This is a genomic window from Streptomyces sp. NPDC057280 (genome assembly GCF_042668605.1).
GTDB lineage: Bacteria > Actinomycetota > Actinomycetes > Streptomycetales > Streptomycetaceae > Streptomyces.
The window spans coordinates 108,010-122,814 of record NZ_JBHUYR010000006.1; the positions used below are offsets into that span (position 1 = coordinate 108,010).

Consider the following 14,805-nt stretch of genomic DNA (forward strand, 5'->3'; position numbering starts at 1 on the left):
GGGGGTGCCCGTCCGTACGGGCACCCCCGCCGCGTCGCCGCGCGTGCGGGGTTTCCATCGCCCTCGCCCGGCTGACAACGATGCCGAGGACCGACTTGCACTGTCAACGTGTACTCCATCGTTGGACGCATGCGTCGCATGGGGCTGGACTGGAAGAACGGGCGCTGCGCCGCACTCCAGTCCGAGGAGAGCAGCGATGACCACTACGGAAACCTTCGATCTTCTGCAGCCGTACAGGATCGCCGAAGAGACGTTTGTCATCCCATGGGCCTTGGAGGCTCCGCCGGTCGGCCATTTCCCGATGAATTCGATGGTGATCCGGGGAGCCGAACCGGTGCTGGTGGACACCGGCGCGCCGGCGGTTCGATCCCAGTGGCTGGAGGCCGCGTGGTCCGTGGTGGATCCGTTGGACGTGCGATGGATCTTCCTCACCCACGACGATCGTGATCACGCCGGCAACCTTCTGGCGGCCCTCGCCGAATGCCCGAACGCGACTCTGCTGACGACCTGGTTCTCGATCGGGCGCATGGCCGCGGAGTGGGAGACGCCCATCAACCGGTACCGTTTCATGACCGACGGCGACACGGTGGATGTCGGTGACCGCACTCTGGTGGCCCAGCGCCCACCTCTGTACGACAACCCGACCACCCGCGCCCTCTTCGACACGAAGACCAAGGTCATGTGGTCGGTGGACACCTTCGCCACGAAGTGCCCACTCCCCTGCCCGAAGCCGCCGACCTGTCCGCGGATTAGTTCCGCGACGGCCAGTTCTTCGGCGGACAGCTCGTCTCGCCCTGGGTGGCGTTGCTGGACGACCAGAAGTTCCGGGCAGTCGTGGACGACTTCCAGCGACTGGACGCCGAGGTCGTCGCCGGCTGCCACGCACCCGTGCTCCGCGGACCACTGATCGCAGAGGCATTCGACCTTCTCCGCCAACTGCCCGGGATTCCGGCCTGGACAGAGTTCACACAAGCAGACCTGGACCAGTGGATGGCCATGGCCGAGACCTCGGTCCCGCCCGAACAGCCACGCCCCTCGACGACGTGACGAACGCTCTGAAAACCGCCGGGCGGGGCCGCACTCCCTGATCAACCTGCGCCTCGGCACCGGTAAACGGCATCCGCGACCGGACCACAACCGGACCTCAAGCGTTACGCGCCCGCACCGGCGACCACACAGAGACGCAAACATCCTGGCGGAACGTGAAGGCGTTCACGGAACCGCCGGCGGGGACTCCTCGCGGCAGCAGCGAGGAGGTCGCGTTGGACGTCGAGCAGTTGTCGATGTACGGGTACGCGTCGAAGGCGGAGGTGCTCGCCGACGCGCGGCGGTACTGGAATCCGGACAAGACCACGTTCTGGCGGGACCAGGGCGTCCCGCTCGTCGTCGGGGACCGGTCCGGGTACCGCCTCACCGACGTCGACGGGCACGAGGTCATCGACGTCCATCTGAACGGCGGTACCTACAACCTCGGCCATCGCAACCCCGAGTTGGTGGACACCCTCGCCCACGCCCTCCGGCATCTCGACATCGGCAACCACCACTTCCCCACCCCGGGCCGCGCCGCCCTGGCCCGCCGGCTCGTCGAGGCGACGCCGGGCGCGGACAAGGTCGTCTTCGGGTCCAGCGGCGGGGAAGCGGTGGACGTCGCGTTGAAGAGCGCCCGCTACGCCACCGGCCGGCGGAAGATCGTGTCGGTCGTGAAGGCCTACCACGGACACACCGGCCTGGCCGTCGCCACGGGCGACTCACGGTTCTCGCAGCTCTTCCGCTCCGACAACCCCGCCGAGTTCGTCCAGGTCCCGTTCAACGACCTCGACGCGATGACAGCAGCCCTCGCCCGCGAGGACACCGCCGCCGTCGTCATGGAGACGATCCCGGCGACCTACGGCTTCCCGATGCCCGAGCCCGGCTACCTGGCCGCCGTCAAACAGGCCTGCGAGAACACCGGCACCCTGTACATCGCGGACGAGGTCCAGACCGGCCTCGGCCGGACCGGCGAGCTGTGGGGCGTGTACGGCGAAGACGTCACCCCCGACGTCCTGGTGACCGGCAAGGGCCTCGGCGGCGGCCTCTACCCGGTCAGCGCCGCCCTCCTCGGCCCGGCGGCGAGCGGCTGGCTGGAGCGCGACGGCTTCGCCCACATGGCGACCTTCGGCGGCGCCGAACTGGGCTGTGCCGTGGCCGCGAAGGTCCTGGAGATCACCCAGCGGGCCGAGACCCGCGCCAACGTCCGCCGGCGCATCGACCAGGTCACCGACGGCCTCGCGGAACTGCGCGCCGAACTCCCCCACGCGCTCACCGGGATCCGCCAGAAGGGCCTGGTCATCGGTCTGGAGTTCGGCGCCGTCGGTGCCCAGCCGGTCATGACCGAGCTCTACCGGCACGGCGTGTGGGCGATCTTCTCCACGCTCGACCCGGCCGTCCTCCAGTTCAAGCCCGGACTGCTGCTGACCGAGCAGGAGACGGCCGAGATCCTCACCCGCCTGCGGGACGCCGTACGGAAGGTGGCCGCTTCCCATGTCTGACACCTGGGACGGACAGATCACCGCGGCGCTCACCGCGTACGACCGTGCCACCGCCCTGTCCGGCGCCCGGCTGCTGAGCCTCTCCGAGAACGCCACCTACCTCTGCACCTTCAGCGACACCCCCGACCCGCTCGTCCTGCGCCTGCACCGGCCCGGCTTCCGCACGCTGCCGCAGATCCGCAGCGAGCTGATGTGGACCGAGCGGCTGCGTGCGGACGGCGCGGTCGCCACCCCCGCGGTGGTGCCGACCCCGGCGGGCGAAGCGGCGGCGAGCTTCCGCGGTGCGGGCGGGGCGCTCCAGCACGCGGCGCTCTTCGAGTTCGCACCCGGCGCCGAGCCCGACACCACCGACTTCACGAACGTCATGGAGGTCGTCGGGCGGGAGACCGCGGCCCTGCACGAGCACGCGTCACGATGGCGGCGACCCGACGACTTCACCCGCCCCGACTGGGACCTCGCCCACCTGATCGGCGCCGCCTCGCTGTGGGGCCGCTGGCGGGACAACCCCAATGTGCCGCCGGGCGGTGTCGAGGTCCTCGCCCGGGCCGAGGAGAAACTGACCCGCGAACTCGACGCCTACGGCGGGGGTCCGGCCGTGTTCGGTCTCATCCACGGCGACCTGCGCGCCGCCAATCTCCTCGTCGCCCCCGACGCCGTACGGCTCATCGACTTCGACGACTGCGGCTACGGCTGGTTCCTGTACGACCTGGCGTGCTCCCTGTCGTTCGTCGAGCACGATCCGCGGGCCGCGCACTGGGTGACCGCATGGCTGCGCGGCTACCAGGCACGCCGACCGCTGCGGGAGGAGGACGTCCGGGCCATTCCCGCGCTGGTGATGCTGCGCCGGCTGATGCTCGTCGCCTGGGTGCACAAGCGCGGCGACACGCCCTTCGCCGCCTCGCTCCGGCCGGCGTTCGCGGCACAGTCCGTCGAACTCGCCCGCCACTACCTGGCCGACGGCTACCTCACCGCCGTACACCATGACCACTGAGCGGAGCCCGCTCGGCCCGGCCGCGGGCCGGGTCGCGGCCGGGGTGCTGGCGATGATCGGGAACGGTGAGGTGCGCATGGGGGGCCGGCTGCCTCCCGAGCGCCGGCTGACGGAGATCTTCGGCGCCAGCCGGGAGTCCGTCCGGCGGGCGCTGGCCTGGCTCGAGGCGGAGGGCGAGGTGTGCAGACTGCGCGGCAAGGCCGGCGGCACGTTCGCGCTGCGTCCCAACCCCAACTGGCCTGTGTACAGCTGGAGTCGGCTCGCCCACGGCCGCGACCGGGTGGTGGCGCGGCAGCCCGGCGTCGACGTGAACGTCCCCGCGCTGCTGCGGCACCAGGACTTCGCCGAAGCGACCCGGGTGGTGTCCACCGGGCTGCGACGGGGCGAACCGGAGGTCTGCGCCGGGCTCGGACTGCGGGAGGGCGCCGTCACGGTGGCGATCGAACGGGTGCGGCTCGCCGACGGGGTGCCGCTGTCATGGGAGCGGCTGTTCGTGTCGGCCGAACGCTTCCCCCGCCTCCTGGACCACGACCTGACCGGCTCCCTCTCCCAGGTGTTCCGCGACGTCTACGGCGTCACGGCGTGCGAGGTGTCCGAGCGGATCCGCGTCCGCCTCGCCGAGAGCCACCACACCCACCACCTCGACGTGTCCGTCGGCCAGCCCCTGCTGGCGATCACCCGCACCTCCCACGACCAGCACGGCGAGCCCCTGGAGTTCTCCTACGACCTCTTCCGGGCCGACCGCACCGAACTCCGCGTCTCCTCGACGAACCGCCCGATCAAGGAAGCGACATGAACTCCCAGCCCCAGACCAGGAAGGTCGCCGTCGTCGGCGGCACCCGCGGCATCGGCGCCGCCGTCACCTCCACCTTCGTCCGTGCCGGACACGACGTCCTGCTGACCGGCCGCAACGTCCCCCGGGTCGTCCTGGAGAAGTTCCGGGCCGAGGCGGCGCGGGAGGGCCAGCGCGTCGAGGGCCTCGCCCTCGACTCCGCCGCGCCGGACTCGGCCGAGCGGCTCGCCGAGGCCGCCTCCGCGCTGCTGGGCGGCCTCGACGTGCTGTGCCTCAACGCGGGGATCTTCCCGAACAAGCCGCTGGCGGAGATGACGTACGCCGATGTCCGTGAGGTGTTCGCGGTGAACGTGGAGAGCCAGATGCTGGCGGTCGCCGCGTGTCTGCCGCTGCTGCGGCAGTCGGCGGCGGGACGGGTCGTACTCACCTCGTCGATCACCGGGCCGGTCACCGGGTTCCCGGGCTGGAGCCACTACGGCGCGAGCAAGGCCGCCCAGCTGGGCTTCATGCGCACGGCGGCCCTGGAACTCGCCCCCTTCGGGATCACCGTCAACGCGGTGGCCCCCGGGAACGTGGCGACCGAGGGGCTGGACGGCATGGGCGAGGAGTACCTCGCGCAGATGACGGCGACGATCCCGCTCGGCCGCCTGGCACGGCCCCAGGAGATCGCCGACGCGGTCGAGTTCCTCGCCGGCGAACGGGCTTCGTTCATCACGGGGCAGGTCGTCACGGTGGACGGCGGCCAGACCCTGCCCGAGTCGCCGGAGGCGGTACTGCCGGTCGTGGGTCCCGCTCAGTGCTGACGGGAGTGGACCGGGCTGTTGGCGACCTCGTCCGGGCAGCGGCGGTGCGCGGCCTCGGCGCCGCGGTCACGCAGCCAGTCGGTCACGGCCAGCGCCAGTGAGGCGGTCATGCCGACGAGAGCCACCCCGAGGGCGGCCAGCAGGGCCGTGCGGTAGTGGTCGGTGTCGCCCAGGACCAGGTAGTAGATGCCCGGCAGCGCCGCCGTGCCCACGGCCGCGCCGAGGCGCTGGCCGGTCTGGAGGGCGCCGCCCGCCGCCCCGGCCATGCGGACGGGGACCTCGCGCAGGGTCATGGTGATGTTCGGGGAGACCACGAAGCCTCCGCCGATGCCGGCAGCGAAGAGGGCCGGCGCGGCCGCCCAGCGCGCCGCGTCGTCCGACACCAGCCACAGCAGCAGCGCGGTGCTGCCCAGACCGAGGATGACCGCGCTCAGCCCGCACACGGTGAGCAGGCGCCCGAAGCGGTCCACGAGACGGCCGGCCGTCACCGCCGCGGCGGCCGACCCCAGAGCGAAGGGAGTGACCGCCAGCCCGGACTGCAGCGGGGTGAAGTCCAGTCCCCGCTGGAAGAAGAGGGCGAAGACGAGCCACACCCCGCTGAAGCCGATGAAGTAGAGCGTGCCGACCCCCGCGCCGACGGCGTAACCGCGCACGGTGGAGAACAGGCGCGGGTCCAGGAGGGGCTGGGCGCCGCGTGCGACGAGGCGGAACTGGCGGCGGATGAAGAGCGCGAGGAGTGCCGCGCCCACGGGAAAGAGCCACCACAGGCGTCCGAGGCCGCCGGCGTCCGCCTGCACCAGGGGGTACATGACCGCCAGGACTCCCAGACCGAGCAGCACGATGCCGGGGACGTCCACCGATCCTCGTCCGGAGCGTTCGACGCGTGGCAGCAGGCGCAGACCGAGCACGACGGCGAGGACGCCGATCGGGACGTTGACGAAGAAGATCCACCGCCAGCCGTCGGCCGAGCCGGCGAGAGCGAGGATGGCCCCGCCCGTCAGGGGCCCGGCGGCGGAGGAGATGCCCACGGTGGCGCCGAAGAAGCCGAAGGCACGGCCCCGTTCGGCACCGCGGAACATCTGCTGGATCAGAGCGGAGTTCTGCGGGGCCATGAAACCGGCGGCCAGCCCCTGGGCCAGTCGGGCCGCCACCAGCAGGGCGATGTCGGGGGCCGCGCCGCACGCGGCGCTGAAGAGGGTGAACGCGGTCAGGGCCAGCAGGAAGATACGGCGTCGATCGAGCGCGTCGCCGAGCCGTCCCGCGGTGACCAGGGCCAGGGCGAACGACAGCGCGTAACCGGAGACCACCCACTGCACCTGGGCCGGTGTGGCGCCCAGACCACGCTGGATGGTGGGCAGTGCCACCGCCACGATCGTCACGTCGAGCAGGCTCATGAAACCGGCGACGAGGGTCACCCACAGCGCACGCCACCGGTTCGGATCCGGGGCGTCTCCGGCCTCGCCACCGCCTGCGCGCGGCCCGTCCGCATCCGACTCCGACACCGCTGCCACAGGACCCCTTCCACCGCTCGACGATCAGGGAACGGGTTCCCCCTCACACTCCCCCGCACACCCGCCCGACCGCCGCTCGGCCCAGAGCGGGAACCCGGCGGTGCGGGGACGTCACGTCATCACGGAGCGGACTGGAGGAATCGCTCGGCTGCGGCACGCACGTCGTCACCGAAGAGCCCGCTGAGATCGCGGCCGGTCAGTCGGCCGTAGCACTTCGCCTGAATCGCAAGAATCCGCAGATAGACGGGTCGCGTGGTGGGCGTGAACCCGAAGAGGGGGTTGATGAGGACGCCGAGACTGCGCCGCTCGTGTTGGCTGCCGGACAGCAGGATGCGATCGAATTCGAGTTTGAACTCCTCCTTCGTCGCCATGCGGTCTCCGCCGTCGAGGCCAGGCGCCAGCAGGAACCTGGAGAGGCGCGACGAGAGCTGTTCCGTCGACATGCCCTGGAGCCAGCAACGGGCCTGGTCGACGTAGCGGGTGTGGCGCCAACTGGACACGTAAGGGGAATAGTCGAGGCTCGGACGAATCGTCGCGATGTACTCATGCCGCGTGAGCGCGTCCGACGTCCGGCTCAAGGGGGCCAGGGCACCGCTCGTGTCCCGGTCTCGGTTGAGTTGCAGGAAGGCAAGTGGTGCCAGCAGGTCGTACGCGAGGTCGCGTATGAATCCGCCGTTCGTGGGCAGCCAGTCGAACGTGTCCTCCGAGGTGAGCCGGAGGACTTCCCAGGTGGCGGGCGTCAGCACCTGCTCCATCGCGGACAGCGCCCGTCGCTCAGGGCCACGATGTCCGGCTCCGGCGGGCGGCGCCGCACGAAGCGTTCCAGTGCGGTCAAAGACCCCTCGGACAATCCCCGCGGCTGCGCGTGCAGGTGCCCGTCCCGCAGCATCACCGCCCACCGCACCAGTTCGTCCACCGACCAGAAGTTCGCGGTGATGCGTACGTACTCCGGCAGTAAGGACTCGGCCCGCAGGGAATCGAGGACCACGTGACACGCCTGCCGTCCAAGGGCGCGGGCCGCCCCGATCTCGTACGGCACCCACCACGAGCCGCGGGTCTCGTTGCTCAGCAGCCCAGCATGCGCGTGGCGTGTCGAACCCCGCGGTCGATCGCGAAGACCAGTTCCTGGTCGCCCATCAGCCCCAGAGCCGCAGCGCGGGCGGTGTCCTCGTCGTCGCGGTCGTACCAATAGTGGACGCCCAGGTCGTCAAAGAGCTGAGCAACGGCGTTCGCCAATGGCTTGTCGGCGTTCCTGTGCGAGAGGAACACGCGTTCTGGCCGCTCCCCCAGGGGCACGTCATGGGGTGTGTAGATGTTCCAGCCGGACGGGGCTTGCTGCACAGCCATCGCGGCACCGCCTTCAGGCGTCGAAGCGGTGTCGGGCCGCCTCGATGTGAGTGAAGTAGCGGTGCGTCCAGTCGCACATTCCGTCGACGGTTGCGCGTAGGCCCTGGCCCGGTTCGGTGAGGGTGTATTCGACACGCGGCGGGACCGTGGGGTGCACGTCTCTCTCGACCAGGCCGTTGCGCTCCAGCATGCGCAGGTTCTGGGTCAGCATCTTGTGGCTGATGCCCTCGATCTCGTTGCGCAGTTCGCTGAAGCGCAGGGTGCGGTCGCCGAGGGTCTCGATGATCAGGAGCGCCCACTTGTTGGCGACGTCGGAGAAGATCTCTCGCGCCAATGAATCCGCGCGCCTGAGATCCGTTTCCTCGGACGGGCCCTTGATCTGCTTGGTCACCATGGGGTTCCCCAGTCACTGAAAAGTGCGTTCTTCCACGTCAGCGCTCACTCTCCTACGGTTCCTGAGTAACCACAAGAGACCGAAGGCGCCTGCGGGCGCTCAGGAACGAGGAGGCAGGCAACATGGCCGTCAACCTGGTGGACCCCAGTGGATTGCCCAAGATCGATGTCTATCGGCAGGTGTCGATCGCGACGGGGTCGAAGCTGGTCTTCATCGCGGGCCAGGTCGCCTGGGACGCCGAGGGGATCACGGTCGGCGAAGGCGACCTCGCCGCGCAGGTCGAGCAGTGCTACCTCAATGTCGGCACCGCCCTGGCCGAGGCCGGCGGCTCCTTCGACGACGTGGCGAAGCTGACCGTCTACGTCGTCGACTGGACCCCCGACAAGATGCCCCCGCTGCTGGAGGGCATCTCCCGGGCGTCCGCGAAGCTGGGCATCACCCCGGCCCCGCCGGCCACGCTGGTGGGCGTTGCCGCCCTGGACGTCCCCGACCATCTGGTCGAGATCGAGGCCACTGCGGTCTTCGACTGAGCAGATGCCCTTCGCCCACTGAGCAGGCGCGTCTCACGCAGGCTCCTCGACCGTGTGCGAGTCGGTCAGGGTGAGGGCGCCGGCTGCCGCGATCAGGCCGACGAGCACGGCCAGGACGCCGTAGATGATCCGCTCTCCGTGGAAGAAGGACTGCACGAGGTCACTGCTCCAGGTGCCCGCGGGCAGCTGGGTGGTGACCAGTGCCGCGATCAGGGTGCCGACGACGGCGGTACCGACGCTGGTACCGACCTCCTGGGCGGTGTCGTTGAGCGCCGCGGCGATCGAGGTGCGGTTCTCCGGCATCGCGTCGACCAGGGCGATGGCACAGATCGTCATGACGGTGCGCAGCCCGATGGTCATCACGACCATGGCGACGGCGATGGCGGCGTACCCGTGGTCGACGCCCCAGGCGAGCCCGGCGAGCGCGCCGGCCAGGCAGGCCGCGCCGACCAGGCAGGCGATGCGGTGGCCGAACTTCTTGGCGAGCCCTTCCGACAGGGGAGTCGCGACGATCATCGTCACGATGATCGGCAGGTTCGCCAGGCCGGCCCGCACGGGGCTCCATCCGTAGGCGTACTGGAAGTGGAGGATGAGCCCGAACATCACGCCGGCCATCGCGATGGAGGTACCGATCTGGGCGATGGCGGCGCCGCGGACGGTCCCGCTGGAGAAGACGGCCAGGTCCAGCATGGGCGCCGCGCTGCGGCGCTCGTGCCGCACGAACCCGAGGCCCGCGGCCACGGCTCCGACGATCGACGCGAGCGTGGTCGCGGACAGCCAGCCGTGCTCGACGCCGCTGGTCAGCGCGTAGCAGGCCAGGCCGATGGCGAGGACGCTCAGGGCGGCGCCCGGCAGGTCGAGCCGGTCGTTCGTCAGGTCCTCGGGCCGGTCGGCGGCGACTCCGAGCCGCACTCCGATGCCGGCGATCAGCGCGATGGGCGCGTTGATCAGCAGGAGCCACTGCCAGCTCACGTGGGCGAGTGCCGTACCGCCCAGCAGAGGTCCGAGCACGAACCCGGACATGCCGACGACGATCATCAGGGTCATCGCGCGCATCCGCAGCGCCTGCTCGTCGAACAGCCTGAAGACGAGCGAGTTGGTGATGGGTGCCATGGCGGCGGCGGCAATGCCGAGTCCGGCGCGCAGGGCTATGAGCTGCCCGGCGGAGTCGACGGCGATGACACACAGGCTCAGCAGGCCGAACACGGCGAGACCGATCAGCAGCACGCGTCGGCGTCCGACGCGGTCGGCCAGGGAGCCGGCCGTCAGCAGGAGACCGCCGAAGGTGAGCGAGTAGGCGCCGGTGACCCACTGCAGGGCGGTGGTGCCGCTGCCGAGGTCGCGGCCGATGGTCGGCAGCGCGATCGAGAGCAGGGTGTTGTCGACCATCTCGACGAAGAAGGCCAGGCAGAGCGCGGCCAGCGGGATCCAGGCGGCGCGCAGGGATGAGTAGGTACGGGTCGAAGGTGACTCGGTGGTGGTGGTCGCGGTCATGGCCGGCCTCCTGATTGAAGCTGAACGGGATTCCATTAACGAACGACGTTCGATACTAGAACGCCGTTCGACAGTAGAACGTCGTTCGATGAAGGCGCAAGTCTGTGATTGGATGGCCGCATGCCACGCCCGCGACCACGTACCGCCACCGAGACCTCGCCCCGAGGCCGCCAACGTGCCTCGCACTCCATGGAGGCCGTCCTCAGCGCGGCCGTGGCCCTGCTCGACGAGGCGGGTCAGTCGGCCCTGACCTTCCGTGCCCTCGCCGCGCGGCTCGGCACAGGCGTGGGGACCATCTACTGGTACGTCTCCAGCAAGGACGAACTGTTCGACCGCGCCACCGACCACGCGGTCGGCGGCATCCTGGCCGCCGTCGAGGAACAGCCGCTGAGCGACGACCCGATCGCCGATCTGCGCGAGATGGCCATCACCCTCTTCGACGCGATGATCGAGCGGCCGTGGCTGGCGGCCTACTTCATGCGCAACACGGACGTCCAGGGCCACTCACTGCGGCTGTACGAGAAGCTCGGCCAGCAGACCCTGCGCCTCGACCTCACACCGCGGCAGCGCTTCCACGCCGTCTCGGCGATCGTGGGCGTCGTGGTCGGCACAGCCGCCGACCTCGGCGCGGAACTCCCGCAGGAGGTGCTCAGCGGCGAGATGAACCGCGTGGAGTACCTCAGCCGCTACGCCGAGACCTGGCGGAAGCTGGATGCCGCGACATTCCCCTTCGTGCACGAGATCGCCGAGGACTTCGCCGAGCACGACGACCGGGACCAGTTCCTCGCCGCGCTGGAACTGACCCTGGCCGGTCTGCGCCTCCAGGCGGAAGCTCCCTGACGCCCGCGCTCACTCCCTCCTGTGAGCGCCATGGATGTCTCCGCGTGCGTGTCGGATTGCCCCGTTCCGGTAAAGCGAACAACGTCAGGAGGAACAAGCAGCAACAGGACACATCCGACCAGGAAGCAGGTTGCGCGCATGTCCGCCAGCGAGAGCGAGAACCCGGCGATCCCCTCCCCCACCCCCACGGCGCACCGTCCCCGGACGAACCGCGACTGGTGGCCGGATCAGCTGGACCTTCAGGTCCTCCATCAGCATTCCCCGCGTTCGAACCCGCTGGACGAGGGCTTCGACTACGCCAGGGAGTTCGCGACCCTCGACGTCGAAGCGCTCAAGCGCGACGTCTTCGAGGTGATGACCACCTCGCAGGACTGGTGGCCCGCCGACTACGGCCACTACGGTCCGCTCTTCATCCGGATGAGCTGGCACTCCGCGGGAACGTACCGGATCGCGGACGGCCGCGGCGGTGGCGGCGCCGGCGCGCAGCGGTTCGCTCCGCTCAACAGCTGGCCGGACAACGCGAGCCTGGACAAGGCGCGCCGTCTGCTGTGGCCGGTCAAGCAGAAGTACGGGCAGAAGATCTCATGGGCGGACCTGCTCGTCTTCGCCGGCAACTGCGCCATGGAGTCCATGGGGTTCAAGACGTTCGGCTTCGGCTTCGGGCGCGAGGACCAGTGGGAGCCCGAGGAGATCTTCTGGGGGCCCGAGGACACCTGGCTCGGGGACGAGCGCTACAGCGGGGACCGGGAACTCACCGGCCCCTTCGGCGCCGTCCAGATGGGGCTGATCTACGTCAACCCCGAGGGCCCCAACGGCACCCCGGACCCGCTCGCCGCCGCCCGGGACATCCGGGAGACGTTCGCGCGGATGGCGATGAACGACGAGGAGACCGTCGCGCTCATCGCCGGCGGCCACACGTTCGGCAAGTGTCACGGAGCGGTCGACCCCAGCTACCTCGGACCCGAGCCCGAGGCCGCCCCCGTCGAGCAGCAGGGCCTCGGCTGGCACAACACCCACGGCAGCGGGGTCGGCGCCGACGCACTGACGAGCGGGCTCGAAGGGGCGTGGACGTACGAGCCGACGAAGTGGGACAACGGATACCTGGACAATCTGTTCGGCTACGACTGGGAACTCACCACGAGCCCGGCCGGTGCCCAGCAGTGGACTCCCACCGACCCCGCCGCCCGGGACAAGGTCCCCGACGCCCATGACCCGTCCAAGCGGCACGCCCCGATCATGCTGACGACGGACCTCGCACTGAAGGTGGACCCGGTCTACGAGCCGATCGCCCGGCGCTTCCACGAGAACCCTGACCAGTTCGCGCTGGCCTTCGCCAAGGCGTGGTTCAAACTCCTGCACCGTGACATGGGCCCCCGCTCCCGCTACCTCGGCCCGTGGATTCCGGAGCCGCAGCTGTGGCAGGACCCCGTTCCCCCCGTCGACCACGACCTGATCGACGACGCGGACATCGCCGCCCTGAAGGCAGCCGTCCTCGCCTCCGGCCGGACCGTCCCCCAGCTCGTCACCACCGCCTGGGCCTCGGCCGCCAGCTTCCGCGGCACCGACAAGCGCGGCGGCGCCAACGGGGCACGCATCCGTCTCGCACCGCAGAAGGACTGGGAGGTCAACGCCCTCCCCGAAGTGACCGAGACGGTCCGCGCCCTCGAGCAGATCCAGCAGGACTTCAACGGCTCGCAGACCGGCGGCAAGCAGGTCTCCGTCGCCGACCTGATCGTCCTGGGCGGCTGCGCGGCCGTCGAGAAGGCCGCGGCCGACGCCGGGCACGAGCTGACCGTGGGCTTCACACCGGGGCGTACGGACGCCACGCAGGAACAGACCGACGTGGACTCCTTCGCCGTACTCGAACCCAGGGCGGACGCGTTCCGCAACTACCTCAAGTCGGGCGAGAAGCTCTCGCCCGAGACCCTCATGCTCGACCGGGCGAACATGCTCAACCTCACCGCCCCCGAGCTGACCGTCCTGATCGGCGGCATGCGGGCGCTCGGCACCGGCTACAAAGGCTCCGCGCACGGCGCCTTCACCGACCGGCCCGGGGTCCTGACCACCGACTTCTTCGTCAACCTCCTCGACATGCGGACACAGTGGTCCACGTCGGCCACGGACGAGAACGTCTACGAAGGCCGGGACCGGGAGACCGGCGAGGTGAAGTGGACGGCGACCGCCGTCGACCTCGTCTTCGGTTCGCACTCCCAACTCCGCGCCCTCAGCGAGGTCTACGCCTCCGGTGACGCCGGCGCGAAGTTCGTACGGGACTTCGCCGCGGCTTGGGACAAGGTGATGAACCTCGACCGGTACGACATCCGCCCCTGAGCGACCAACAGGGTCCACAGGTCAGGAGCCCCCTGAGCTCCTGACCTGTGGACCCACGGCCCGTCGGCCCTGGTCGAAGGCGCCCGTGCTGTGACACGCCGCCGGATGGCCTATCGAGGCCATTTGCTGATCTTCGGGTCATAACGTGCCGAATATGATGAAAACTCATGTCGCCTATCTGGCATGTGCCGCAGCACTCACCGGGGCAGCGCTCGGCGCCGGACCGGCCGTCGCCGCCGCCCCCGTGACACACCTGGTCTTTCCCGGGGACTCGATCCAGAAGACGGTGGACGCCGCCGCACCCGGAGACACCGTTCTGCTGACCCCCGGCACCTATCGCCAGAGCGTCAAGGTGACCACCCCCCACCTCACCCTGCGCGGCATGGGCCGCCTGACCGTCCTGGAGCCGGCCAAGACCAAGGTCGCCGCGAGCTGTGGTGAGCACGGCAACGGCATCTGCGTGGTCGGCGCGAAGGACAAGGACATCGAAGGCGTCACCATCGCCGACCTCACCGTGACCGGCTTCTCCAACGCCGGGGTCATCGCGGTGGGGACCGACAGGCTGACCGTGCGGAACGTGACCGCGGTGAAGAACAAGGTCTGGGGGATCGCGCAAGAACGTTCGGTCCGCACCGTGTTGCGCGGCAACACCGTCCGGGACAGCGGCGACGCCGGCCTGTTCCTCGCGAACACGATCAAGGCCGAGGAAGGCGCCGTCGACACCGAGGGGACCGTGATCGAAGGAAACCTCCTGGAGGGCAACCGGATCGGTGTCACCGTCCGGCGGCTGCGCGACCTCACCGTCGCGCACAACCGCGTCACCGGCAACTGCGCGGGCGTCTTCGTCGTGGGCGACGAGAACAAGCCGAGGGCCGGCGCCCTGACCGTGCGCGACAACCGCATCGCACGCAACAACAAGTCCTGCCCCAAGACCGAGCGTCTCGAAGCGCTCCAGGGCTCCGGCATCGTGCTGACCGGCGCCGAGGACACCTTGGTGACGAACAACCGCGTCATGGACAACGTCGGCGGCTCCTCGATGTCCGGCGGCATCGTCCTGTCCAAGAGCTTCGTGGGCACCCCCAACGACCGGAACCGGATCACCGGCAACGTGCTGAAGGGCAACTCCCCGGCGGATCTCGTCAACGCGGGCACCGGCGACGGCAACACCTTCCAGGACAACTCCTGCCGGGCATCCAAGCCCGCCGGCCTGTGCTGACCGCCCCGGGACGGCTCATGAACTCCA

15 protein-coding genes are annotated in these 14,805 nt (G+C 69.9%); 9 read left to right on the top strand and 6 right to left on the bottom strand.

Translation table 11 applies throughout. From position 1 onward, the window contains the following. The first annotated feature begins 310 nt into the window (after positions 1–310). From ACFUO4_RS30535 to ACFUO4_RS30555, 5 genes are all read left to right on the top strand, one after another. Complete coding sequence (locus tag ACFUO4_RS30535; protein WP_383491562.1) at positions 311–907, top strand: MBL fold metallo-hydrolase; 597 nt, start codon at positions 311–313, stop codon at positions 905–907. 295 nt (positions 908–1,202) lie between these two features. Then, a complete protein-coding gene (locus ACFUO4_RS30540) occupies positions 1,203–2,528 on the top strand; it encodes an aspartate aminotransferase family protein (protein ID WP_383490918.1) in 1,326 nt (441 codons plus the stop codon). Continuing rightward, positions 2,521–3,519 carry a phosphotransferase enzyme family protein gene (locus ACFUO4_RS30545; protein ID WP_383490920.1) on the top strand — a complete coding sequence of 333 codons (999 nt, stop codon included), beginning with the start codon at positions 2,521–2,523 and terminating at the stop codon, positions 3,517–3,519. The genes ACFUO4_RS30540 and ACFUO4_RS30545 overlap by 8 nt, the downstream gene beginning before the upstream one ends. After that, on the top strand, positions 3,509–4,315 hold the full coding sequence (locus tag ACFUO4_RS30550) for a GntR family transcriptional regulator (protein ID WP_383490922.1): 807 nt from the start codon (positions 3,509–3,511) through the stop codon (positions 4,313–4,315). The genes ACFUO4_RS30545 and ACFUO4_RS30550 overlap by 11 nt, the downstream gene beginning before the upstream one ends. Beyond that, positions 4,312–5,115, top strand: coding sequence for an SDR family NAD(P)-dependent oxidoreductase (locus ACFUO4_RS30555; RefSeq protein WP_383490924.1), 804 nt, complete (start codon positions 4,312–4,314; stop codon positions 5,113–5,115). The genes ACFUO4_RS30550 and ACFUO4_RS30555 overlap by 4 nt, the downstream gene beginning before the upstream one ends. Here the strand turns inward: ACFUO4_RS30555 and ACFUO4_RS30560 are convergent. From ACFUO4_RS30560 to ACFUO4_RS30580, 5 genes are all read right to left on the bottom strand, one after another. After that, a complete protein-coding gene (locus tag ACFUO4_RS30560) occupies positions 5,106–6,617 on the bottom strand; it encodes an MFS transporter (protein ID WP_383491564.1) in 1,512 nt (503 codons plus the stop codon). The two genes, ACFUO4_RS30555 and ACFUO4_RS30560, sit on opposite strands and share 10 nt — an antisense overlap. A gap of 128 nt (positions 6,618–6,745) precedes the next feature. Further along, positions 6,746–7,381 carry a hypothetical protein gene (locus ACFUO4_RS30565; RefSeq protein ID WP_383490926.1) on the bottom strand — a complete coding sequence of 212 codons (636 nt, stop codon included), beginning with the start codon at positions 7,379–7,381 and terminating at the stop codon, positions 6,746–6,748. After that, positions 7,366–7,614: a hypothetical protein gene (locus tag ACFUO4_RS30570; protein ID WP_383490928.1), complete on the bottom strand. Its 249-nt coding sequence runs from the start codon at positions 7,612–7,614 to the stop codon at positions 7,366–7,368. The genes ACFUO4_RS30565 and ACFUO4_RS30570 overlap by 16 nt, the downstream gene beginning before the upstream one ends. A 77-nt stretch (positions 7,615–7,691) precedes the next feature. Continuing rightward, positions 7,692–7,973 (bottom strand): hypothetical protein, encoded by a 282-nt coding sequence (locus ACFUO4_RS30575; RefSeq protein WP_383490930.1) that lies wholly within the window; start codon positions 7,971–7,973, stop codon positions 7,692–7,694. Positions 7,974–7,986: 13 nt separating this feature from the next. Further along, complete coding sequence (locus ACFUO4_RS30580) at positions 7,987–8,367, bottom strand: helix-turn-helix domain-containing protein (protein ID WP_079310339.1); 381 nt, start codon at positions 8,365–8,367, stop codon at positions 7,987–7,989. 122 nt (positions 8,368–8,489) lie between these two features. Here ACFUO4_RS30580 and ACFUO4_RS30585 point away from each other — a divergent pair, with 122 nt between their 5' ends. Continuing rightward, the gene (locus ACFUO4_RS30585; protein ID WP_079310340.1) at positions 8,490–8,897 is read left to right on the top strand and encodes a RidA family protein; all 408 of its coding nucleotides are present in this window, start codon (positions 8,490–8,492) and stop codon (positions 8,895–8,897) included. Between the two features lie 33 nt (positions 8,898–8,930). On the opposite strand, the gene ACFUO4_RS30590 is transcribed toward ACFUO4_RS30585, so the two are convergent. Continuing rightward, positions 8,931–10,391, bottom strand: a complete 1,461-nt coding sequence (locus ACFUO4_RS30590) for an MFS transporter (protein WP_383490932.1) — start codon at positions 10,389–10,391, stop codon at positions 8,931–8,933. Between the two features lie 189 nt (positions 10,392–10,580). On the opposite strand from ACFUO4_RS30590, the gene ACFUO4_RS30595 reads away from it, so the two are divergent. The 3 genes from ACFUO4_RS30595 to ACFUO4_RS30605 all read left to right on the top strand — a co-directional run bounded on the left by ACFUO4_RS30595 (position 10,581) and on the right by ACFUO4_RS30605 (position 14,778). Further along, the gene (locus ACFUO4_RS30595) at positions 10,581–11,231 is read left to right on the top strand and encodes a TetR/AcrR family transcriptional regulator (RefSeq protein ID WP_079310342.1); all 651 of its coding nucleotides are present in this window, start codon (positions 10,581–10,583) and stop codon (positions 11,229–11,231) included. A 138-nt stretch (positions 11,232–11,369) separates the two neighbouring features. Then, on the top strand, positions 11,370–13,562 hold the full coding sequence (katG, locus tag ACFUO4_RS30600) for a catalase/peroxidase HPI (protein WP_383490934.1): 2,193 nt from the start codon (positions 11,370–11,372) through the stop codon (positions 13,560–13,562). Positions 13,563–13,716: 154 nt separating this feature from the next. Further along, the gene (locus ACFUO4_RS30605) at positions 13,717–14,778 is read left to right on the top strand and encodes a nitrous oxide reductase family maturation protein NosD (protein WP_383490936.1); all 1,062 of its coding nucleotides are present in this window, start codon (positions 13,717–13,719) and stop codon (positions 14,776–14,778) included. The last annotated feature ends 27 nt before the right edge of the window (positions 14,779–14,805 follow it).